The sequence below is a fragment of the Pseudoalteromonas sp. MER144-MNA-CIBAN-0113 genome (genome assembly GCF_040308965.1).
Lineage (GTDB): Bacteria > Pseudomonadota > Gammaproteobacteria > Enterobacterales > Alteromonadaceae > Pseudoalteromonas > Pseudoalteromonas tetraodonis.
The window spans coordinates 25,285-47,220 of the sequence record NZ_JBEOOG010000028.1 but is presented as its reverse complement, the minus strand read 5'-3'; the positions used below and the strand labels follow the sequence as shown (position 1 = coordinate 47,220).

At 40.1% G+C, this 21,936-nt stretch carries 16 protein-coding genes; 7 read left to right on the top strand and 9 right to left on the bottom strand.

Annotated features, from left to right (window positions below; translation table 11 throughout):
- The first annotated feature begins 231 nt into the window (after positions 1-231).
- On the top strand, positions 232-882 hold the full coding sequence (locus AAEY57_RS09570) for a hypothetical protein (protein WP_212746079.1): 651 nt from the start codon (positions 232-234) through the stop codon (positions 880-882).
- Positions 883-1,266: 384 nt separating this feature from the next.
- Here AAEY57_RS09570 and ylqF read toward each other — a convergent pair whose 3' ends face one another.
- Positions 1,267-2,211 (bottom strand): ribosome biogenesis GTPase YlqF, encoded by a 945-nt coding sequence (ylqF, locus tag AAEY57_RS09565; protein ID WP_350607647.1) that lies wholly within the window; start codon positions 2,209-2,211, stop codon positions 1,267-1,269.
- A 91-nt stretch (positions 2,212-2,302) separates the two neighbouring features.
- On the opposite strand from ylqF, the gene AAEY57_RS09560 reads away from it, so the two are divergent.
- Both AAEY57_RS09560 and AAEY57_RS09555 read left to right on the top strand, forming a co-directional pair.
- The gene (locus tag AAEY57_RS09560; RefSeq protein WP_350607645.1) at positions 2,303-2,839 is read left to right on the top strand and encodes a YaeQ family protein; all 537 of its coding nucleotides are present in this window, start codon (positions 2,303-2,305) and stop codon (positions 2,837-2,839) included.
- Between the two features lie 26 nt (positions 2,840-2,865).
- Positions 2,866-3,471, top strand: coding sequence for a lipase family alpha/beta hydrolase (locus AAEY57_RS09555; protein WP_350607642.1), 606 nt, complete (start codon positions 2,866-2,868; stop codon positions 3,469-3,471).
- On the opposite strand, the gene AAEY57_RS09550 is transcribed toward AAEY57_RS09555, so the two are convergent.
- Positions 3,468-3,677: a hypothetical protein gene (locus tag AAEY57_RS09550; RefSeq protein ID WP_016899028.1), complete on the bottom strand. Its 210-nt coding sequence runs from the start codon at positions 3,675-3,677 to the stop codon at positions 3,468-3,470. The two genes, AAEY57_RS09555 and AAEY57_RS09550, sit on opposite strands and share 4 nt — an antisense overlap.
- Before the next feature lie 399 nt (positions 3,678-4,076).
- On the opposite strand from AAEY57_RS09550, the gene AAEY57_RS09545 reads away from it, so the two are divergent.
- Entirely contained in the window at positions 4,077-4,550 is a 474-nt protein-coding gene (locus AAEY57_RS09545) for a Dps family protein (protein ID WP_008112861.1), read from the top strand.
- A 64-nt stretch (positions 4,551-4,614) separates the two neighbouring features.
- Here AAEY57_RS09545 and AAEY57_RS09540 read toward each other — a convergent pair whose 3' ends face one another.
- The 4 genes from AAEY57_RS09540 to AAEY57_RS09525 form a co-directional block, all read right to left on the bottom strand.
- Positions 4,615-6,687 (bottom strand): S9 family peptidase, encoded by a 2,073-nt coding sequence (locus tag AAEY57_RS09540; RefSeq protein ID WP_350607638.1) that lies wholly within the window; start codon positions 6,685-6,687, stop codon positions 4,615-4,617.
- A gap of 150 nt (positions 6,688-6,837) precedes the next feature.
- The gene (locus tag AAEY57_RS09535) at positions 6,838-7,413 is read right to left on the bottom strand and encodes a chitin-binding protein (RefSeq protein ID WP_350607637.1); all 576 of its coding nucleotides are present in this window, start codon (positions 7,411-7,413) and stop codon (positions 6,838-6,840) included.
- Positions 7,414-7,732: 319 nt separating this feature from the next.
- Positions 7,733-10,864 carry an efflux RND transporter permease subunit gene (locus tag AAEY57_RS09530; protein WP_350607634.1) on the bottom strand — a complete coding sequence of 1,044 codons (3,132 nt, stop codon included), beginning with the start codon at positions 10,862-10,864 and terminating at the stop codon, positions 7,733-7,735.
- Positions 10,865-10,878: 14 nt separating this feature from the next.
- Complete coding sequence (locus tag AAEY57_RS09525) at positions 10,879-12,051, bottom strand: efflux RND transporter periplasmic adaptor subunit (protein WP_350607632.1); 1,173 nt, start codon at positions 12,049-12,051, stop codon at positions 10,879-10,881.
- Between the two features lie 292 nt (positions 12,052-12,343).
- Here AAEY57_RS09525 and AAEY57_RS09520 point away from each other — a divergent pair, with 292 nt between their 5' ends.
- On the top strand, positions 12,344-14,854 hold the full coding sequence (locus tag AAEY57_RS09520; protein ID WP_013466228.1) for a zinc-dependent metalloprotease: 2,511 nt from the start codon (positions 12,344-12,346) through the stop codon (positions 14,852-14,854).
- Positions 14,855-14,906: 52 nt separating this feature from the next.
- Here AAEY57_RS09520 and AAEY57_RS09515 read toward each other — a convergent pair whose 3' ends face one another.
- Entirely contained in the window at positions 14,907-15,695 is a 789-nt protein-coding gene (locus AAEY57_RS09515; protein WP_013466229.1) for a PhzF family phenazine biosynthesis protein, read from the bottom strand.
- 65 nt (positions 15,696-15,760) lie between these two features.
- Positions 15,761-16,375, bottom strand: a complete 615-nt coding sequence (locus tag AAEY57_RS09510) for a PQ-loop domain-containing transporter (RefSeq protein ID WP_016899022.1) — start codon at positions 16,373-16,375, stop codon at positions 15,761-15,763.
- Between the two features lie 272 nt (positions 16,376-16,647).
- On the opposite strand from AAEY57_RS09510, the gene AAEY57_RS09505 reads away from it, so the two are divergent.
- The gene (locus AAEY57_RS09505; RefSeq protein ID WP_350607628.1) at positions 16,648-17,781 is read left to right on the top strand and encodes a PepSY-associated TM helix domain-containing protein; all 1,134 of its coding nucleotides are present in this window, start codon (positions 16,648-16,650) and stop codon (positions 17,779-17,781) included.
- Positions 17,782-17,829: 48 nt separating this feature from the next.
- Positions 17,830-18,993, top strand: coding sequence for a tetratricopeptide repeat protein (locus tag AAEY57_RS09500; protein ID WP_036957022.1), 1,164 nt, complete (start codon positions 17,830-17,832; stop codon positions 18,991-18,993).
- A 17-nt stretch (positions 18,994-19,010) separates the two neighbouring features.
- Here the strand turns inward: AAEY57_RS09500 and AAEY57_RS09495 are convergent, their stop codons facing one another.
- Positions 19,011-21,824: a TolB family protein gene (locus AAEY57_RS09495; protein ID WP_016899019.1), complete on the bottom strand. Its 2,814-nt coding sequence runs from the start codon at positions 21,822-21,824 to the stop codon at positions 19,011-19,013.
- Positions 21,825-21,936: the final 112 nt, after the last annotated feature.

Below are 21,936 nucleotides of genomic sequence, written 5' to 3'. Positions count from 1 at the left end.
TTGGTCGAATGATCGGATCATGGAACGAGCATTTAGTTCCTTTAAATTAGTAATTTCTTATCCGAAGCTCAGGTTAACTACTGGAGTTATCGCAACTGGAAAGCAATTAAAATACAGCAAAATAGTCATATCATGCCGATTGCTCGCGGGATTTTTTCGCTGTTCTTTTTCTATCCTTTATTTTTGGAGCTCCTTGCACACAGTCAAGAGCACCATAAAAAGAACAAAATAATGCCTAATGCGCTAGCTATTGTGGCATGGCTACTCCTTTTAGTACTTACAGTAACAACACGGTTTGACGATTACTCAACTTTTGCGCTGTGTATAATTCCTTTGCTTTGGCTGCCATTAGTTAACTACATTCAACACCTGAACCAATCATCTGACGCACTTGCATACAACTCTAAATGGCGAGTAAGAAATATTGTGATCGCCATAATTTGGGCTCCCATTTTATTTTTAAGCTTGCTCGAAGAGGTTTACTTGTTACCGAGTACCGCGATCGTTAAGGGCGATAAATTATGGTCATTTCAAATGCAATTTTTGAAGCGTCATCAATTAGTGCCTATTGATGAAGATGTGCTATTTTTTTACAGCGATGCATGGGTAGATTTTCGTAACGACGGCAATGGTATAAGCGACAACTATATTTTTAGTTATTGGAAAAATGAACAAGACCAACTTGAATCAAACTTAAAACACTTTAAAGATATAGCTAGCGTTGAAGTAACTTATGGTAAAACACAACTTGAAAATACAGTTATCAAAGTGATAGATAAGCAAGGCGATCACTTTTTACTTATCGTCGATAGCGAGGGAAGCAAAGATAAAGAGTTGGTGGCACAAATAAATCGCAGAGTGAATAACCAGAAAACACCATAATTATAAAGCCCAACACTAGTTTAAATGCCAATACATTGCTTTTATTGAGCTTTTTACAAAGCCACAAATAAATGAGAATTATTTTCAATTGAGTATTGACAGTTCGACAAATCTAACTGATAATCAATATCAACAAGACGGTAAAGCATCACTACTTGTACGGAATAAACTGTTTTGTTTCTCGACCCTGAAACACGTGTAGCCCACGTTAAAGCTTGGTTACCTGTTATTAATCGCAACGCCCCTTGATATTGATAACGGGTAACCGCCCTACATTTTACTTGCTACATTGCTCATATCGGTGACGGTAGATATGAAACTAAAAAAGCCCTTACGGGCTTTTTTTATGTCTGTTATTTAGTGAGCTACCTAATGTAAAAACAATTAACGGCGGTTTTTACGTGCTCGCGCTCTGCGTTGTTTTTTCTCTTCTTCTTTAGCGGCTTTTTTAGCCTCCGCCGCAGCACGAAGCTCAGCAACCATCACTTCTTCTTCCTCACGCATAGCTGGCGTTTCCATGGTAATACGACCAATAATGCCATCGCGTAATTCATTAATTAGAATTTCTGACATTTTATAAGTATCAATTTGATTACCACCACGAATACAACCACGCTTTTTACCCGCCATTTCAACAAATTCCCAATCACTTTCTGGTAATTCAGCAATTTTATAGCGTGCTTTTAACAGCTCAGGATAAGCATGTAATAAATATTCTGCGGTATAACTGGCAACATCTTCATATTCAAGTGCGGTATCACGTATCGCACCGGTAGCACCTAAACGGTAGCCCGAGTTTTCGTTTTCAACTTTTGGCCACAACATACCCGGCGTGTCGTACAACATAATGCCGTCTTCAAGCTTAATGCGTTGCTGCGCTTTAGTCACCGCTGGCTCATTACCAGTTTTTGCCACAATACGCCCCGCTAACGTATTAATTAACGTCGACTTGCCCACGTTAGGAATACCCATGATCATGGCTTTAACTTGCTTATCAGCACCCACTTTGTGCGGCACCAACTTTTTACACAACTCATTAATACGGTGCACTTCCGCCGCTTTATCATTACCAAATGCAATCGCCTTCACACCACTTTCTTGCTCAAAGTAGTTCATCCACTCTTGGGTCATTTTAGGGTCAGCTAAATCCGCTTTATTTAAAATTTTAATCACCGGTTTGCCTTCACGCAGCGAAGCCACCATCGGGTTTTCACTACTATAAGGAATGCGCGCATCAAGCACTTCAATGATCACATCCATTTGTGGCATGATTTCTTTAATTTCATTACGGGCTTTATTCATGTGCCCAGGGAACCACTGGATAGCCATTTTTAACTCCTAACATATAATTTGTAGCTATTTTAACTGGCAATTCATTTAATTGCGCTATACTGACGCAAATTTTTTCATATAAGACACTATGGCTCTCAAATCTACCATCATGAAGGCGCAGTTATCGCTTAGCGATATGGACCGTCACGTATACCAAGACTTTAATTTAACCTTGGCACAACACCCATCAGAAACCGAGCAGCGCTTGATGATCCGCTTGCTTGCGTATGCACTCAATGCCTGTGATGGTTTAGAGTTCACCAAAGGTTTATCCGCAGATGATGAGCCTGAGCTGTGGCATAAAAACTACAGTGAAGAGATTGAGCTGTGGGTTGAACTTGGCTTACCAGACGAGAAGCGCGTTAAAAAAGCCTGTAATAAATCTAAACAAGTGGTGCTATACACTTATGGTGAAAACAACCAAGCAATTTGGTGGCAAAAACATCAACCTAAGTTGCATGAGTTTAAAAACCTAAGCATTTTTAGTTTAGATTTTGCTGCAACTCAAGCGCTGGCAGCACTGGTTGATCGTAATATATCGCTGACTATTACCATTCAAGATGGTGATGTATGGATGAGCTCTGATTCAGTTAACATTGAAATAAAACCAGTACAATTAATGTAAATTGTATTCTGTAAAAAAGAGGGTGTATGGCTGTTAAACAAGTTGTGGTGTTGCATGGTTTGTATATGTCGGGATTTGTGATGCGCCCTTTATGTTCGCAACTAGAAAAATCGGGGCTGAGCATACTTAACCTTTCTTACAATACACTGTCACCTGATCGCGCGGCTATTTTTGCACAAATTGATGCCTTTATTGATGGTAAAAGCACGGCGCTGGTATGTCACTCTATGGGCGGCCTTGTAGCACGAGCCTATTTAGCAGCAAATTCAGAGCAAAGCCAAAACGTAACAAAAGTTATTACTTTAGGCACGCCGCATAAAGGCAGCCATATAGCCCGCAGAATGCAGCAAAAAGGCTTTGATGTATTTTTAAAAAACAGTGTGGAATTTCTACTGACCGAAAATGGCGATTGGCCATTTAATGCCAAACTTTATAGCATTGCTGGCGATTTACCGATTGGCTTAATGCCACTCATTGTAAAAAGCAGCCGCTCTGATGGCACTGTATTGCTAGATGAAACCAAGCTAAAGGGTATGGCCGAACATAAGGTATTTCACTTAAGCCATACCAGTATGATTTACTCACGCCAAGTCGTTAATTATATTCTTGAGCGCTTGAATGAGGACATTTAGTCCTCGGCTGCAGCCGCCACTTTGTAGCTGATCAAAAATATAATACCTAGCACTAAGGGCATTGGTGCAGCAATATAGCCAAAGGCATCAGAGTTTGCAAAACTCGCACCCGCTAAGTGCGCAACTAACCCTAATACAAACCCTAGCAAAGCAATACCAATAACGATGAGTTCAGCTTTATTTTCTTTACGTGTTTTAGCTTCCATAATTTCTCTCCGCATCTAATCAAGTAGCCCCTTAACTCAATAAAGTGATCCCTATCAAGTTGGGCTATAGTGATTATGCGCTTTACTTATGAGCGTTTTTTGACCTACATCAATAAATAAAATAAGTGTGCGCTGCGCCTGTCAAAAGCTTGTTTTAGATCATATTTTGTACTCACAAAATAAACAATTTCGCTGCTCAAGGTAGTATTTTTATAAACACAACCCATATCTATTGAACAGCGTTAGCTAACTTATTTAAAAAGTCGAGCTAAGGTGATAGCTTTTAGCTATGACACCAATATGTATAAACGATTTTATTAATACACCCTCTTAGGTAATACTGACTGTATTGAGCAAGGTGTAAACAAATTCATAAAACGGTTATTTAAGGAGCAAAGTATGTCGCAAGTAAATGCAATTGGTTTAAACAGTACAAAAAGTGAAGATATTATTAAGTCACTGAATACGCTTTTAAGCAGCTATCAAATTCAATATATGAATGCCCGCGGTTTTCACTGGAATATTAAAGGCCGAAACTTTTTTGAATTACATTTAAAGTTTGAAGAAATTTATAACTTACTACTGTTAAAAGTAGATGAAATCGCAGAACGTATTTTAACGCTTGATGGTGCACCGCTACATGCATTTTCAGATTACTTAGAAGTAAGTGAAATTAAAGAAGCAAAAGGGATCAGCGACGGCGTAACCGCAGTAGAGAACTTACTTGCCGGATACAGCAGCTTAATTAAAATGCAGCGCGATATTCTTGCACAAGCCGCTGAAGCTGATGATGAAGGTACCGCGTCATTAATGAGTGACTACATTAAAGAGCAAGAAAAACTAGTGTGGATGTTAAAAGCCTACCTAGATTAAGTTATTTTAAAAAATAGAAAGCCTCAGTTATGACTGAGGCTTTTTTGTGATAATCATATACTGGCTATGACAAAGCGATAAAAAAGGCCATTTCTAGCGCTTTTTCTTCTAAGCTCTTAAAGCGACCCGATGCCCCACCATGCCCTGCATCCATGTCGGTTTTAAACACTAAAATATTATCATCGGTTTTATATTCACGCATTTTAGCCACCCATTTCATTGGTTCCCAATACTGTACTTGTGAGTCGTGCAAGCCGGTCGTCACCAATATATTGGGGTAGTGTTGCGCACTAATATTGTCGTACGGTGAATACGCTTCAATAATCTCGTAAAAATGAGGGTCATTTGGATTACCCCATTCATCATACTCATTTGTTGTAAGCGGTATGCTTTCATCCAACATAGTGGTAAGCACATCTAAAAATGGCACATGGCAACCCATAGCGCAGTAGAGTTCAGGTGCTTGGTTTGCTACGGCTCCCATTAATAACCCCCCAGCACTGCCACCAGAGGCAAACACTTTACTTTTGTTGCCGTATCCTTGCTCAGTGAGCGCTTTGGTTACATCTATAAAGTCATTAAAGCTATTTTGTTTATGCTGTTTTTTACCATGTTCGTACCATGAACGCCCTAGCATTTCACTACCACGCACATGCGCAATCGCATAAACAAAGCCACGGTCGAGTAAGCTAAGTGACGTACTCGAAAAGCTTGGATCTATGGTGATCCCATACGCGCCATAACCATATTGAAACAGTGGGTTTGAACCATCTTGTTTAAAACTATCTTTACGATAAACCAAGGATACCGGTACTTTTACCCCATCTCGAGCGCTGACCATTAATCGCTCTGACTGATAGTCTCCTGCGTTAAAATCACCGAGTACTTTTTGTTGTTTAAGTAAGGTTTTTTCGCCTGTGGTTAAATCAACATTATAGAGCGAGCCTGGCGTTGTTAAGCTTGAATAGTAAATGCGCGCATGAGCTACATTTGGTTCTGGGTTCATGGCAATAGCAGCGTAATAGCAAGGATCATCAAACTCAAGGTTCATTCGCTCAGCGTTTTTATTAACCACAACAAAGCGGGCTTGGCCTTGTTCGCGCTCGCTAAGCACTAAAAAGTCGTTAAATAATTCAACACCTTCTAATAATACATTTTCACGATGAGGGGTATGTGTTTGCCACTGACTTTTATCAGCAATGGTATTGCTTGTCGCGGTCATTAATCTAAAGTTTTTAGCCTGCCAGTTAGTTACTATATAAAAAGTATCACCAAGCTTATCGATATCAAATTCATGCCCCTCTTCACGCGGCATTAAAGCAGTAAATTCGCCATGGGGCTGATTGGCATCAAGTATCCACATGTCGTTAGTTTCTGTGCTTGCTAAATCGATTATAATTAAGCTTTCATCACGACTTTTACCTAAGCCCATAAAAAAGCTACTGTCTTGCTCTTCGTATACCAACACATCTTGGTGTTGCTCAGTCCCTAGCTCATGTCTAAAAACTTGATAACCTAATAAGGTTTTTAAATCCTTTTTTACATAAAATACGGTTTTATTGTCGTTCGCCCAAACAACTTGCCCCTCGGTAATCTCGAGTACATCGTCGAGCATTTTATTGCTGCTTAAATCTTTAAATCGAACTGTGTAAATACGTCTGCCGTCAGTATCTTCAGAATATGCCATTAATTGCTCATTGGGACTCAGCGCCACTTCCCCTAGCTCATAAAACTCATAGCCGTTGGCAAGTTCATTCACATCAAGTAGTAACGCTTTATTAGCCATTGCCATACTGCTACTGCGATAATGGCGTGCATATTCATCATCTCCGCGAACCTCTGAGTGATACCAATACTGGCCATCTTTGACCGGTACGGTGTTGTCGTCTTTTACAATACGCCCCTTAAGCTCCTCAAATAGTGTATTTTGTAATGGCTTAATGGCGGCTAATTGCTCATCACAATAGGCGTTTTCTTGTGCTAAATGCGCGAGTATTTCGGCATTTTGTCGTTCATCATCACGCATCCAATAATAATCATCACTGCGTGTTTTTGCGTGAGTAGTAAGCGCATGAGGTTGCTTTTTAGCAATAGGAAAATTAGGCAATAAGCTTAAAGAATAATCAGAAGAATACACAAAAAAACCGCTTAAAAAATAACAATGGCGGCCAGTTTATCATAAAAATAAAAAAGCCCACTCATAGTTGAGTGGGCTAAAGCGGTATAAATTCGATAACTAAAAACTACGTGAATTTTATTGTTGTCGTTATACCTAAGGGAAGTTGATTTACTGTATTTGCTGCCAAGCCATAGTCCAGCTTTCGCCAACGCCAGGCTCAAACATAGTGTTATGCTCATCTACACGGCAAAACTCGCTAAATGGCCATGCCTTACACTGGTATATATGCCCCGTTTTAGGCTGTAGTACTTTGGTGCCTGCACTATACATATCGCCATTTTGAGGATAAATTGCATCGTATCCAAGGCTACTTACAGCAATTAATTTTTTATTTTTTTCAGCGCGATTAAAATGAACCACCGCGCTACAAATACCACTACTTTCAAGCGCAAATATTTTATTATGCCTATAAGCGACTACTAATCCTTGCTCTGTCATTCTGCCAGCGCACACCAGCGGAATATGCATATTAATATGCTCAACCACCAGCAAGCTCCAAGCATGGGGTTCACCCTGCTCTGGGGAGAGTATTTCATATTCAAACGCTAGCTGAGATAATTCACCATGCTCATCGTAAAAGCTCACACTAACCGTATCACCAACAAATAGCTGGCTATACTGATCGAGCCCAAGACAACCAATAGTTAACCATTCTCCACACGTTAATGATGAATGTATAAACACTGCAACACCTTAAAGAGTCAAACGTCGCCCATATCATATGGCTTACAACAGGCAAACTAGCTCGAAGGCTAATATGCATTAACTAAAGTATTAGGTTAAAAACCATTGTGTAATACCAATACCGACTGATTGTAATTCGCAATGTTGCAATAATCAAACAAAAGAATGTAACCAGAATTTAAAAGCAGCACTTAAGTTTACATTCATAAAAATAACACAAAAAAGCCAACCGCTTTAACGGTTGGCTTTTTTATTCAGCTGGATGCCTTGTCCTGACATGTGTTTACACATTTAGGACGGGGCAGGGTGATATATAATACTAACTCACACTCACCTTTTTACTTGTAAATGGGCGTTTAAACAGCGCCCCTATGTCAGTTAAAATAATGTACAAGCACGGCACCAAAATAAGGGTGATCAGTGTTGCAAACATAACCGCAAAACCAAGTGCTACCGCCATCGGTATTACAAATTTAGCTTGTAAACTGGTTTCAAACATAATCGGTAATACGCCAGCAAAGGTAGTTATTGAGGTAAGTAGTATGGGTCTAAAGCGGGCGCAGCCAGCCTCAATAACGGCATCTTTTATACTAATACCCGCGCGACGCGCCTGATTAATAAAATCAGTCATTACTAATGAGTCATTAATAACAACCCCTGCAGCAGCAATTAAACCAAAGCCCGACATTAAGCTAATATCTAAACCAAACCAAAAATGTCCCCATATTGCACCCGTTAAACTAAATGGAATAACCGACATTACAATTAAAGGCTGCGAGTAACTTTTTAGTGGCACAGCCAACAAAATGTAAACCAAAATCATCCCGCCAGCAAAAAATAGCAATTGCTCATTAGCTTGCGCTTGCTGCTCCTCAATGGCACCACCTAGTTCTGACTTAACACTGGGGTATTCATCTTGTAGTTGTGGCAATAGGTTTTCTTTTACTTGCTTAACCACTTCACCCGGCTCAATTACTTCTTCATCTATATTGCCGTAAACATACACGGTACGATAACCACCTTCACGACGAATATAACTGATACCCGGTGTTTCTGTTAGTTCAACCACATCTCCTAGCAATACTTCTTTGCCTTGGGGCGTGGTGATAACCGCGTGTTTAAGCGATGAAAACGCTTCGCGAGTAAGCTTAGGGTAACGTACCATCACCCGTACTTCTTCACCGCGACGAATAACACGTTGCGCTTCGCCACCGTAAAAGCTTGCCCCCACCTGGTTAGCAATTGAGGCCAAATCTAACCCTAAGTCAAAAGCGACTGGTTTTAAGCTCATTTGTACTTCTTTGCTAGCAGGATCAATCGTTGAACTGATATCAAATAAGCCTTCTTGCTGCTGCAATAGTTGAATAAAGCGACGCCCGGCTTCATTGAGGGTATCTATATCAGAACCAAACAATAGGTAACCAAATTCGCCGTTACCGCCGCCACCTCCACCGCCAACATCATCTTGTATAGTTAACGACTTAACCCCCGCGATATTAGGCATCGCTTCACGCCAGCGGCGCGACAGCTCAAAGGCATTATATGGACGTAAATCTTCGTCAACCAATGGCGCTAAAATTTGCGCTTCGGTTCGACCTTGGTTAAATACCAATACATCACGCACCATTTTATGGCCATCTTCACGCGCTGTTTGTTTATCAACCTCAAGTACCATAGCTTCTATTTGGCGTATCGCGTTAATGGTTTGGATGTCTGATACATTATCATTCATTTCAACATTAATTTGCGGGAAGTCATGCGGCACTTTAGGTGACGGGATCATTCTTACCTGATTAGACGAGATTAACGCAAAAGTAAAAATTAACAGCGCAATAAAGCTAAATAACACCGTCCAGCGCCATTTGATACAATTAATAATAAACTGCCTATAAGGCCCATTTACAAAGCCAAAAAAGCGCTTATTAAAACGTGCCCGCCAGCCATTAGGGTTTATAGGTGAAAAGTGAGTATGCGCAATATGCGCTGGTAGTATTAGCTTAGATTCTATTAAGCTAAATATTAAACATAAAATAACTACCACTGAAATACCATAAAAGAAGGCACTTTCAGGTCCACTTGAAAGTGTAAATGGCGCAAATACCGCAATGGTTGTGAGTACTCCGAAGGTCGCCGGGGTGGCAACTCGTTTTGCGCCATTCACTACATTGACAACACCGCCGCCTTTTTTCTCTATTTCGGTGTAGGCGCTTTCACCTATGACTATGGCGTCGTCCACCACAATCCCCAATACCATAATAAAGGCAAACAAAGACACAATATTAATCGTGATGCCAAATAATGGCATCAACATCATCGCCCCTAAAAAACATACCGGTAAGCCAATCATTACCCACAGTGCCAGCTTAAAACGTAAAAACAATGAAAGCATAATGGCAACTAAAATAGCCCCTTGAAACAAGTTAGCTTTCATCATATCTAAGCGTGCATTAAGGTAGTATGTCATGTCCATTAATGGCTCTAAACGCACACCCAATGGCAGCTCTTTATTTTTTTGGTCCATGTAGGCTTTAACAGAATCGGCCACCGGAATAATATTTTGCTCTTCGGTGGCTTTAACCGATAAATAAACCGCATTTTCGCCGTTAAATTTAAAGTAGCGCTCACCTTCCACAAACTGATCTTTAATAATCGCAATATCTTGTAGCAACACCTTGGCACCATTGGCGCCAATTTTTACCGGAATTTGCCTAAACTCTTCACCAGAATAAAACTGATTTTCTACTCGAACCGAAATAACACCAGCATCCGTTTTTAATTGTCCGGCTGAAAAATTAGCCGAATAGCGACGTACCGCATTTGCTACATCCGATAAAGTTAAATTATATTGGCGAAGTGTGTCGGGCTCTATTTCTATGGCAATTTCATCCAGTGGCACATCATTTACCACTAAAGATACATTCGATAACTGCAATAATTCATCTTCAACCTGATTTGCGATTGGCTTAAGTTCATTTAGCGGTAGGTCGGCAACAAGCGTCATACCAATTACATCTTGGCGAAACTCTATTTGGCTAATGGTAACCGGCTCCATTCCTGCAGGAAAAGTCGCGATACCATCTACTCGCAGTTTTACCTTATCGAGAACGTCGGTAAGCTCTGCGTCAGTATTAATTTCAAGGCTGGCAGACCCCCCATTACGAAAAGCGCGATACACCCCTTTTTTAATTTCGGTAATATCTTTTAACGACTCTTCAACTTTTATTAAGATACTTTCTTCAATTTCTTGAGGCGATGCCCCTGGGTAGTTTGCATTCACCGTAATATAGTTAACTTCTATATTGGGGAACATTTGTCGCTGAATCGTAAAGTAGCTAATAATCCCCATTACAATGATAAAAAACATCATCAAATTAGCAGCTACAGAGTTGTTAGCAAAATAGGCAATTAACCCTGTTTGTTTGGTTGTATTGGGTAGTTCTGTGCTATTCATAACTCATGCTACCTTTATAGTTTTTCTGTTGATGTGCGCTCTGCAGCATCTTCTGATTCAGTAAGCCCTGCTATTTTTACCGCCATCCCTTTTTGTGGGTATTCAGGTAAGGTGGTAACGAGCTTATCGTTGGCTTGTAAGCCATCGCTAATATAAAAATATTCGCCTTCTTCACGAATCACTTTTACTTTACGCGGCTCTAACTGTTGCTCATCATTAACTATCCACACGGTTTGGTTATTTACTAACTCTTGCGGTAAACGATAAATATTATTGAGCATAGTGCCGGCAAAGTTTACTTGTACATAAGTGCCAAATTTAATTGCAGGCTGCTGATTAGTCAGTCCGTAAGGATCTTCAATTCTTACCACTAAACTGCTCATGCGAGTCGCGTTATCAACAATCCCTAAATCGCGGTCTATTACTGCTTGGCGAGTAAACCCATTGAATCCTGTTTTAATAACGGTTGCCGTTACCCCTTTAACGCGCTCAGGTAAAAACACACTGTCAAAACCTGCGATCGGAATAATCACTTCAGCGGTTTCAATATTATTCAGCTCGGCAACTTGAGCGCCCATGCTGACAAACTGACCTACACCTACGTTGCGACTCACCACTAATGCATCGTAAGGTGCGGTGATTTCACAATTGTCTAAATCGCGTTGGGCTCTTTTTAATGCTGCTTGCGCCGACTTAACTGATGCTTGCGCACTCAGCACTTGTGGTTTGCGTAAAAATAAATCTGTACGTGCTTTATTTGGGAAACGTTTTGCTTCGTCTTCTGCGACTTTGGCTTGCGCTTGCTCTTCAATTAACATCGCTTGAGCGCGGGCAAGTTCAGCTTCAGCTTGCAATACCGCAGCCTCGTAGTTATCTTTTTCAATAGTAAATAAGGTTTCGCCGCGACCCACAACACCACCCGCCACAAAGCTTGGATGCCAGCTGACGACTTCACCTGACACTTGCGCTGAAAGTTGGGTATTTTCTAGTGGCTGCACTTCACCATAACTATTAATGATAACTTGATGATCGTTAGCGGAAACGGCTTCAACTTGCACCGTTGGTCGAGTGTCTATGACTTCTTTTTTATCTGACTCTTTTGCAATCGCATTAATTGCAACAAAACCAGCAACACCTAATGCCAGTGCTACAAATGGAAAAGCCCATCTAAGTACATTACCTTGCATCTGTTTATTTCTCCCAAATTACTATTAGCACTATGATACCAAAGCTTAATGAAACATTAACGTGACATTTGTAAGCAACTGTTACAAAAAGGTATAAATAAGGTCTTCTTCAGCAAATAAAAGGTAAGTCAAAAGCACTGTTAAGCCGCTTTATAAATGTATTGTTACAATCTTTTACCATTATAAATCATAAAGCTAATCACTTTAGGTTAGTATTTATTAATCATACTGTGCGAAAAAGCATGACACACCGTACAGTAAAATTACATTAACAACTAAAAAAGACTAAACGATGAAATTAACCACACTTACCTTGGCGCTGAGTATAGCGCTTAGTGGCAGCTATGCTGTTGCAGCAGAAAAAAAAGAAGAAAAGAAACCACAAACATTAACTGAAATGATTAAAGGGCAAATCGAATTTGCGGGTATTTTTAATCTTTACCAAGATGAAAAAACCGGCGATCACTTAATGGTGATAAACGAATCACAGCTCGATACGCCCTTTGTGTACTTTGCGCATACCATTGATGGTGTAACTGATGCGGGTCATTTTCGTGGGTCGTATCGTGAAACAAAGCTGATTGAATTTAGAAAATACTTTGATCGTATTGATATTATTAGTAAAACCCCTCGCTACTTATTTAACGAAAATAGCGCACTTGCCAAAGCCAGTGAAGCTAACATCAGCGAAGCCGTGCTTGCAAGTATAAAAATAGAAAAACAAGAAGAAGGTAAAATAGCCTTTAATGTAAATAAGCTTTTTTTAAGTGAAGCGCTACATAAAGTATCTCCTACGCCTAACCCAAACGATAGAAATGCTAAAAAGCGTTTTAAAGTAGGTAAATTAGACGATAAAAAATCACGCATCATCAAACAGCGCCCATACCCTAACAACCTAGATGTGGTTGTTGATTATGTTTTTACCAATAGCAGCCCAACCGTTCGAGGTTCAGGTGCGATAAGCGACCCCCGAAGTGTGTCGGTAAAAGTACAACATTCATTTGTGGCTTTACCAGAAAACAATTACCAACCTCGCTTTGATGATGCACGTATTGGTTATTTCACCAATCAGTTTGATAAAATGACGTCAACCGACTGGGCGCCATACCAAGATGTCATTAAGCGCTGGGATTTACAAAAGAAAGATCCAAACGCTGCACTTTCAGAACCAGTAAAACCGATTACCTGGTGGATAGAAAACACCACACCGGTTGAATGGCGTGACACCGTGCGTGATGCCGTACTTGCTTGGAACACCTCATTTGAAAAAGCAGGCTTTAAAAATGCACTTGAAGTGAAAATACAACCTGACGATGCCGATTGGGATGCCGGCGATATTAACTATAACGTACTACGCTGGACTTCATCACCCAAACCACCGTTTGGTGGGTATGGGCCAGCATTAGCGAACCCGTTAACCGGTGAAATTTTAGGCTCAGACATTATGCTTGAGTTTGTATTTATGAAAAACCGCTGGATATACGACACACTGTATACTCAAGGCACGATGAGCCATACACAGCCAACCAACTATTCAGAACTCAATTGCTCTTTAGGTCATGAATTACAGCAAAGCCTAATAATGGCCAAGGGCTTAGCAAATGGCGCTGATATTGAAGATACCCAAATGTTACGCCAAGGCTTAACTCAGCTGGTTTTACATGAAGTAGGGCATACTCTAGGTCTTAATCACAACATGAAGTCTTCTATTTTGTGGGATGAGAAAGAAGTTCACGACAAAAGTAAAACCCAAGGCATAGTTACCGGCTCGGTAATGGACTATGCGCCAGCAAATATAGCGCCAACGGGTGTGACTCAAGGCGATATTTTCCAAACTAAACCAGGTCCATACGATGATTGGGCAATAAATTACGGCTACAGCGCAGCGCTTAAAGATGAAGCTGCAGAGCAAGCTCGCCTTGATAAAATACTCGCTCGCTCAAGCGAACATGCGCTTTCCTTTGGTAACGATGCCGACGACATGCGTGCCCCTGGCCGCCATATAGACCCTCGCGTGATGATAGGTGACTTGTCGTCTAACCCTGCAGCTTACGGGGCAGATAGAATGGCACTGATCAATACGCTCTTTGCAGAACTTAAAGACAAAGCTACAGTAAAAGGTGAGTCTTACCAACAGCTTGTTACTTCAGCTAACAGCCTATTTGGCCAGTATCGTGCACAAGCAGGCGTGGTATCTCGTCAAATTGGTGGCGTGTATGTAGAGCGTGCCGTCGTGGGCGATGAAAATGCAGCAAAGCCTTTTACACCGGTACCACTTGAGCGTCAAACCCAAGCAATGGCTATTTTAGCTGAGTATGTGTTTGCTCCAAATGTACTGCAAAGCATGCAGCCATTGTATAACTTTATGCAGCAGCAGCGTCGTGGGTTTAATCATTACGGTAAAAACGAAGACCCTAAACCGCATAAAATGATTTTAGGTATGCAAAAGAGTGTACTAGCGCAACTACTACATCCTGCTGTGTTACTGCGTATTTCAGATACTGCTTTATATGGTAATGAATACAGCCTTACGCAATTTATGGAGGATTTAACTGCAAGTATCTTTGTTGATAGTAAAACCGCTAATTCAATCAGTCATAATTTACAGATTGAATATGTTAATCAGCTAATTGCGATTGCAGGCCTAGAAAAAGCAAGTAAATACGATAACTTAGCGAAAACAGCCGCGCTATATCAGCTAACTCAAATAGCCGATAAAAAGGTTGCATGGGGCGCTGATACCGCAACCAAAGCACATAAAAAATATATCGACCGCTTAATTAGCAAAGCGCTAGAAGCATAAATAACACTGAGTAAACCAAGGCCACGTCATACGTGGCCTTTTTTACACTAACTCAAAGGTAAATAGTGCCTTTAAGGTACCTTACGGCATGACCCGTTAATGTCACTGTTGTATTGCCCACTTCACAGTGTAGCTTCCCACCTCGTTGTGAGGCTTGATAAGCACTGAGAGAATTTTTTCCAAACTGCCCTGCCCAATAAGGGGCAAGCCCAGTATGAATTGAGCCGGTTACAAAGTCTTCATCACCCCCACTGGCAGGCCAAAAATAACGAGAAATAAAGTCGTACTCAACACTCGGTGCTGTTGCAACCACATCTAATGGGGCTAATTTTTTTAGTTGTTCATTGGTTGTTTTCAGATCTACAACCTGCTGCTCATTATCATAAATAGCAAAATAAGCTTGGCGGTTTTTCAGCACTTTAACAGGTTGTATAGACAGGCCAGCTAATAGAGCATCAGGGATGAGCTGAACCTCTTCAGGGGCTTGTTTAGGAAAGGTCATAGCAAAGCTGCCATCGTTATTTTTATTAACAATCAGTTTGCCCACCGCCTCTGCGCTAAAGCACACCTGCGATATACTATGTTGCTCACAAAGCACATAGGCCGCCGCTAAAGTAGCATGGCCGCAAAAATCAATCTCCATTAATGGCGAAAACCAACGTATCGCAAAGCTTCCATCTGCCGACTGACAAGTAAAAGCGGTTTCAGACACATTGTTTTCCGAAGCTATATTCAGCATAAGATCATCACTAAGCCAAGACTCCAATGGGATCACGGCAGCATAATTACCTTTAAACAGTTCACTGCTGAACGCATCGATTTGATGGATAGTTAATTTCATAGTGGGCACTTTTTATTTATTGGTCACTCAAAGTGCCACAAATGAAATTAACGGTCACTATAATTTTATGCCAACACAGGACGTACGCGATAATACTGCATACACGCAAATTGCAGCGCATTAGTTAGCAATATCATAATAAACATTAATATATGCGAAGTACTTTGCACTGGCATGGCTAGCTCTGCAAACAAACCACAGATACCTGCTATAAATTGCAAACTAAAATAGCGCGCACTCAGGTTACTAATATTCCCTGTTCGCAATGTTTTATAGGTTTGTGGCATAACCCGAACCGAACTCATAATTAAGCCCACATAAGTTAAGCCGTTTAGCACAGAGGCAGTATCTAGGTTAGGGTTTAACAGCAACAAAAAAGGTAATAACGAAAAGCTAAGCATGCCAAGTAACTGCAGCTTCTGACGTTTAGCGGCATTATAACGGGCAAAAAAGTATAAAATTAAACCACTCAACAATCCTGTCGCAAAAAACGGCAAGGCAATATAAAAGCGAGCAAAATAAAGATTGTAGCTAATAAAGTACACACTTTGCGCTAAACCAAATGTCATCATTAGCAGTGATACACCCGATACACTGCGGTTTTTAATAATTTTATTAAGTAGCGGTAAAAAACTAAAAACCAAAATAAACACTGACAAAATAGGCAAATAATACGCCAAAGCAAACCTCGCTCGTTACATTGTTGTTAATAAAAAGGAAGAAATAAAACACTTTTTAAACATCTGTTTTTAAAGGCTTTATTTGTGTGCGCGCATTGTAGGGCTGGCTAGGTTTTATACAAGCTTAACGCTTACTTTAGTTTTTAGTGATGGCAACTTGAGTATACAAAAACCGTTACTAAAACTTCACAGCACGCCACTTTAACTAATTGCAATACAAATGATAACTGTTATCATGCGCATATCAGTAAGTTAACGTACAAGTTTAAGTAATGAGAAAAACACTATTTAAAGTTCATAGTTGGTTGGCGCTAATTGCCATTATTCCGTTAATTGTTATTAGTATTACCGGCAGTGTTTTAGTGTTTAAAAGTGAAATTGATGGCTTACTGATGCCCGATAAACACTTTGTGGTACAGCAGCAAGCCGCACGTTTACCTATGGATTCATTAATTGATAAAGCCGAAGCAGCCTTTCCTAAATATGTAGTAGGAAGCTGGGAGCTTTTTAATAACAGCACCGCTGACCGACTTTATTTGGTTAAGCGTGGAACTGACGATTGGTTTAAGTTGCATTTAGACCAATACACCGGAGAGGTTTTATCAGAACCAGTTAGCACAACTCATTATTTTACCGACTGGTTTTTAGAACTCCATTACACCTTTTTACTTAACGACTTAAAAAGCTTACCTGGGCAAACAGGTACCGTATTAGGCTTCTTTTTTGCTCTATTTTTATTAACTTTAGGTATTACTGGCTTAATTATTTACCGTAAGTTTTGGCAGCGACTATTTAGCGTACGCTGGCGCGCAACGTTACAAATAGTACTCAGTGACATTCATAAGATGACCGGTGTTTTAGGCTCACCTATTCTTATCGTTTTAGCGATTACAGGTGGTTATTTTAATGGTGCAGTGTGGTATCACGAAGTAATAGAACACGCAGAAGAAGAGCACTACACTATTACAAATAAATTATATAGTGACGACATCTCTTTTGAGCGCATTCTTAATGATAGCAAGCTGCAAATACCCACTTTTAATACAACTTTTTTAGTTTTTCCACGAGAGTCCGATGAAAATATCACTCTTTATGGCGAAGTAAATACCAGTAACCCACTTACCAGTGAATATGCCAATACCATAACCTATAATAAGCAAACAGGTGAACACATCGCTAACTGGGATATTCGAGAGGCTGGTGCTGGTTGGCAAGTAATAGACAGTTTTAGAAAACTACACTTTGGTTATTTTGCTGGGCTTATCAGTAAAATACTATGGTGTATTGTTGGCCTTAGCCCTGTATGGCTCGCTGGTACAGGCTTTTATTTATGGCTCACACGCCGTAAGCGTAAAAAGCAATCACACAAAAATCGCTTAACTCAACGACGAAGCGCGAATGCTTGATAAAACAATCACTCCCTTGTAAAGTGAAACCAACGAGGGAGTGAGTTAATGAATATGTTCAAGGTAATAATAAGTTTAACTTTTTTATTTGTTGTGGGGTGCAGCAGCAAAATCAATACGCAAACTCAGCGCGTACAATTAAGTTCATTAATTAATCACACATTATTTGTACAACAAACCACACCTTCTGAAAAGGTTATATTTGAACTTCCCGAGGCAGAAAAAGCACGCTTTTTAGCCTTCGTAACAAAACAACAAACAGCTAATATTCGTAGTGACCGTATTATTTATAACTACCTTGAAAATCAGCTCTCTAATTTTAATTATCATGGCGATACGCTTACATCATCTCAATCTCTCAACCTTGCACAAGGTAACTGTATCAGCCTTGCTGTTCTTACCCAAAGTTATGCACAAACATTAGGGCTTAAAACCAGCTTTCAAGAAATGACTAGCGAGCCAGTTTACGCACAGGAAGATAACTTGGTTTATGTAGCAAACCATTTTAGAACTAAAGTTTATGCCCCAGAAGAGGAACTGCCTGAAAAAGAAGAAAATGTGATCACTTTTTTTCGCCCAGGAACCTTAATAGACTACTTCCCAACCAGAGGTAGTGTGTATTCTGATAGTGCTAATTATAATGATTTAATCTCTAAATTTTATAGTAACTTAGCTGCTGACGCGCTTTTAGATAAGCAGCTTGATCAAGCGTACTCTCTTATTTTACAAGCAAATAAATACACCCCTTATGATCCTGAGCTATTTAATATGGCTGGAATTTTACATCGACGAGCTGGCGATTTAAAAAGTGCACAGCTTATTTACCAAACTGCTTTAGATAATAAGCTGATAAATATAAATTTACTTACTAATTATCAAGTTTTAGCCAAACAAATTGGTGATCAGCAACTTGTTGAACAATTAGCAAGCCGACTTGCTGAAGTAGAAAAAGATCCTTATGAACTTTTAGTTATTGCAAAAAATGATCTAGAAACAGGACGAATTAATACCGCTACAGAGCATATTGAACAAGCCATAACAAAAGCGCCGTATATTGCAGAACTTTATTTAGAGCTTGCTAAAATTCGCTATCAACAAGGAAAAAATCACCAAACACAAAAATTACTTGAGAAAGCGATAGAGCTCGAAAAAGACAAGCAAAAGTTAAATGTATATCAAGCTAAGTTACTGTCCTTAAAAGCGAGTAAGTAACTTAGCTAAATAGGCTTTTACAATGAATAGTAAAAGCTTAACCACGCGCGCATTTCATCTTCAAAGCTGTCACCTTCTACTCGCGACAACCCCATATCAAAGGTTAAGTCATTAACGCCCGCAGGCCCCATCCCGAAGCTAAAGTCACCTTGGTATTTTAAGCCGTAACTTTGTGCATAAACGTTGCTATCTAATTGATGTTGCTTGTAATAAAGCCAAGGCATTCCCTCTTTAAAGCTAATGCCACCACCATACCCTTGGTAGCGCTCAGTGGTTGCACTATAAAAAGGCAGTTCAGCAGCAAGCACAAATTCACTACTTTGCTGCTGATTAATTAAATTAGAACTAAAGCCGCCTAATGTCAGGCTACTGTCATCTCTTTGCTTTTGCTCAAAGTTAACAAAAAGTGGTATATCAAACGCTTTACCAAATATTTTTGCTGCCAAGTCATAACCTTGCCAATGACTACTGTGATTCTGCCCATCATAAATGCTGGCATAAATACTCTGCCCAATAGCAAATGCTTGGCGGTCATGTTGCCAGCTTTGAGCAATACTCAACCGTGTCCAATTTTTATGGCTATTTTTATAATCTGTATAGTTATAGGCCAATTCTGGGGTTAAATGTAACTGGCCAAACTTCAATGGGTGGCTTACTGCAGCATAACCACCTCGGGCTTCAATATCAGCGTTTAAGCTAGGTTGATATTGATGTGATGTATCCAAATTATAATCAAATAGCGCAAGCTTAAACTTTGTATTTAACGCATTGTATTTTGCTTGTATAAAGCCGCCATGTAATGCACCGTCATGCAAATCAATGTTATAACCCGCTTGTAAATCAAGTTGTTTTAATAGGTCGCTACTTTTTATACCTACACTTAGCAAACTGGTTGACGCTGAATAATACTGAGATCCCAAAGCAAACGTCGCTTGCTGATCAAGTACTGCGTAATCGCTTTGTTCTGCTATCTCATCGGTATATATTTTTGCCGGTGGCAGAGTATGCTTATTTACCATCAACAATGGAGCTTCACTGTTTACAGCGAAATCAGTCACGGCTGTGCGGTTTTTTGTTGTAAGCGTTTTTACATCAGGGCCATCGGCATTAATAGAGAAATAAAGTAGTGAGCCATCTTCAGCCTCAATCGGGTATGCGAGCGCTTCTTGCCCGTTAGTTAAGCGGGTGAGGGTGTTATTTTTTATATGATAATTATAAATATCAGTTTTATTATTTAGGCCAGCAACAAAATAGATAGATTCCCCATCTTGACTGAAACTCGGCTGACTTAAATACTGATACCCGTTAGGCATTGGGATTGACCGCCTGGCATCACCGTTTAAGCCTTGTATATACAACTGCCAATTTTCGTTTAATGATGCTGATAAGTAAGCTAATTTTGTTTCATCGGGGTTCAGTGTCGGGTAATCATAACTTGTTTTTAAGCTCTTAGTAAAAAATGGCGTGATTGTTTGTGTATTAAGATCGACTTTTACTAATTCAGAATACCCAGCTCTTATTTGCTCACCGTAAAGTGTTTCACCATCACGGGTAACACTAAAACGGCGAATACCGGCCAGCTCTGTAAGTTGCTCTATGTTGCCAGTGTCGGTGTTGTAGCTAAAAATGTCAGACACTTTGTTATAAGTTCCCGATCCTTCACTACTGTAGGCATTAAAATAAAGTGTGTTGTTATTTACCCATTGCGGGTTAGCAATACCTGCGCGATTAATTTGATTTAGTACTTGTTTTTGTTCGCGCTTAAACACGATTGGCGGGGTATCAGGAACATCTTGCTTATCGTTCTCTAGGAGCTCCTTTTGCACCTTAGTAAACTTATCTCGTGCTTTGGTGTTGTCTTCTGTACTGTAAATTATTAGTTTTGTTTTACTCTTTTCATCACGTTCAACTATCGCAATTTTGCTACCATCATTTGAAAGAGCTGGATTGCTAGCGTATAAATCAAGTTCTAACCAAAGCTTGCTATTAAGTGATGATTCGGTTTGCTCTTGTTGCATCGCTTTATAGGTATACTCTGCAATAAATCGACGATATAACCTTGCAGCGCTTTGCCCAAATACACCAGAAAATGCGTCGTCAAAATCTCGTGATTTCACTGCTCGCATACGAACCCATACATTATCGAGTAGCTGCTCTGAGTAATTTTGCTCTAACCAATATAAAAAACGACTTCCCATTAAATATGCCATAGAGCCCGCCATAAAGCCCTCATCGCTATTTAGTTGCCCATAGGTGGGAAGCGCTCCCTGCTGAGCAAACTCTCTAAGTATTGCCTCAGCATAGTTATCAAATAAGCGCCCTCGACCTGTCATTTTTGATTCAATTAAAGTGGCGTACCCTTCGGCTACCCAGCGCGGTGTATCACCATAGGTTAAATCGTATATATCCCATACACCGCGAATCTTTTGCTGCCAGTCGTTACGGGTTGGCTGCGCTAAATGGACTAAATGAATGTATTCGTGCAGCACCAACAATTGCTGCCAACCCGATGAATTTGATATCACGGTATCCGACTGCGGTGGCGTAGTAAAAAGCGCCATAACAGGATTATTAGAGGTTGGTAAGGCAAAGCCATTCGCTGCATTTAGAGGGTCAAACACCACCACATCGACGATTTTATCAAGCGCCCGATTTTGTTGCTCAAGCACTTTAGTGCGAACAATTTCCAGCTCCACAGCAGTCGATTTAGCAAAATCAGTATGCTCACTACTAAAGTGAACATTAAAATGCTCGGTATGAATGGTTTGCCAATTAGCAGCAAAGCTAGGTGCAGCCAATAATAAGGCTGATGCAATGAGTGACTTTTTCACAATAATCCCTTAAATAGTACATTTGATAATGTTTAGAGTATTATCAAATGGAAAAAACGGGCAGTAAAAAAGTGTAATAAAGCATGTGCAAATGTGTATTTACACCCGCTTT

What these genes read in the sequence shown, in the direction of transcription:
- AAEY57_RS09570 (WP_212746079.1), top strand. Translation starts at nt 232, where the DNA reads ATGCCTAATGCGCTAGCTATTGTGGCATGGCTACTCCTTTTAGTACTT.
- ylqF (WP_350607647.1), bottom strand. Translation starts at nt 2,211, where the DNA reads ATGGCTATCCAGTGGTTCCCTGGGCACATGAATAAAGCCCGTAATGAA.
- AAEY57_RS09560 (WP_350607645.1), top strand. Translation starts at nt 2,303, where the DNA reads ATGGCTCTCAAATCTACCATCATGAAGGCGCAGTTATCGCTTAGCGAT.
- AAEY57_RS09555 (WP_350607642.1), top strand. Translation starts at nt 2,866, where the DNA reads ATGGCTGTTAAACAAGTTGTGGTGTTGCATGGTTTGTATATGTCGGGA.
- AAEY57_RS09550 (WP_016899028.1), bottom strand. Translation starts at nt 3,677, where the DNA reads ATGGAAGCTAAAACACGTAAAGAAAATAAAGCTGAACTCATCGTTATT.
- AAEY57_RS09545 (WP_008112861.1), top strand. Translation starts at nt 4,077, where the DNA reads ATGTCGCAAGTAAATGCAATTGGTTTAAACAGTACAAAAAGTGAAGAT.
- AAEY57_RS09530 (WP_350607634.1), bottom strand. Translation starts at nt 10,864, where the DNA reads ATGAATAGCACAGAACTACCCAATACAACCAAACAAACAGGGTTAATT.
- AAEY57_RS09525 (WP_350607632.1), bottom strand. Translation starts at nt 12,051, where the DNA reads ATGCAAGGTAATGTACTTAGATGGGCTTTTCCATTTGTAGCACTGGCA.
- AAEY57_RS09520 (WP_013466228.1), top strand. Translation starts at nt 12,344, where the DNA reads ATGAAATTAACCACACTTACCTTGGCGCTGAGTATAGCGCTTAGTGGC.
- AAEY57_RS09515 (WP_013466229.1), bottom strand. Translation starts at nt 15,695, where the DNA reads ATGAAATTAACTATCCATCAAATCGATGCGTTCAGCAGTGAACTGTTT.
- AAEY57_RS09505 (WP_350607628.1), top strand. Translation starts at nt 16,648, where the DNA reads ATGAGAAAAACACTATTTAAAGTTCATAGTTGGTTGGCGCTAATTGCC.
- AAEY57_RS09500 (WP_036957022.1), top strand. Translation starts at nt 17,830, where the DNA reads ATGAATATGTTCAAGGTAATAATAAGTTTAACTTTTTTATTTGTTGTG.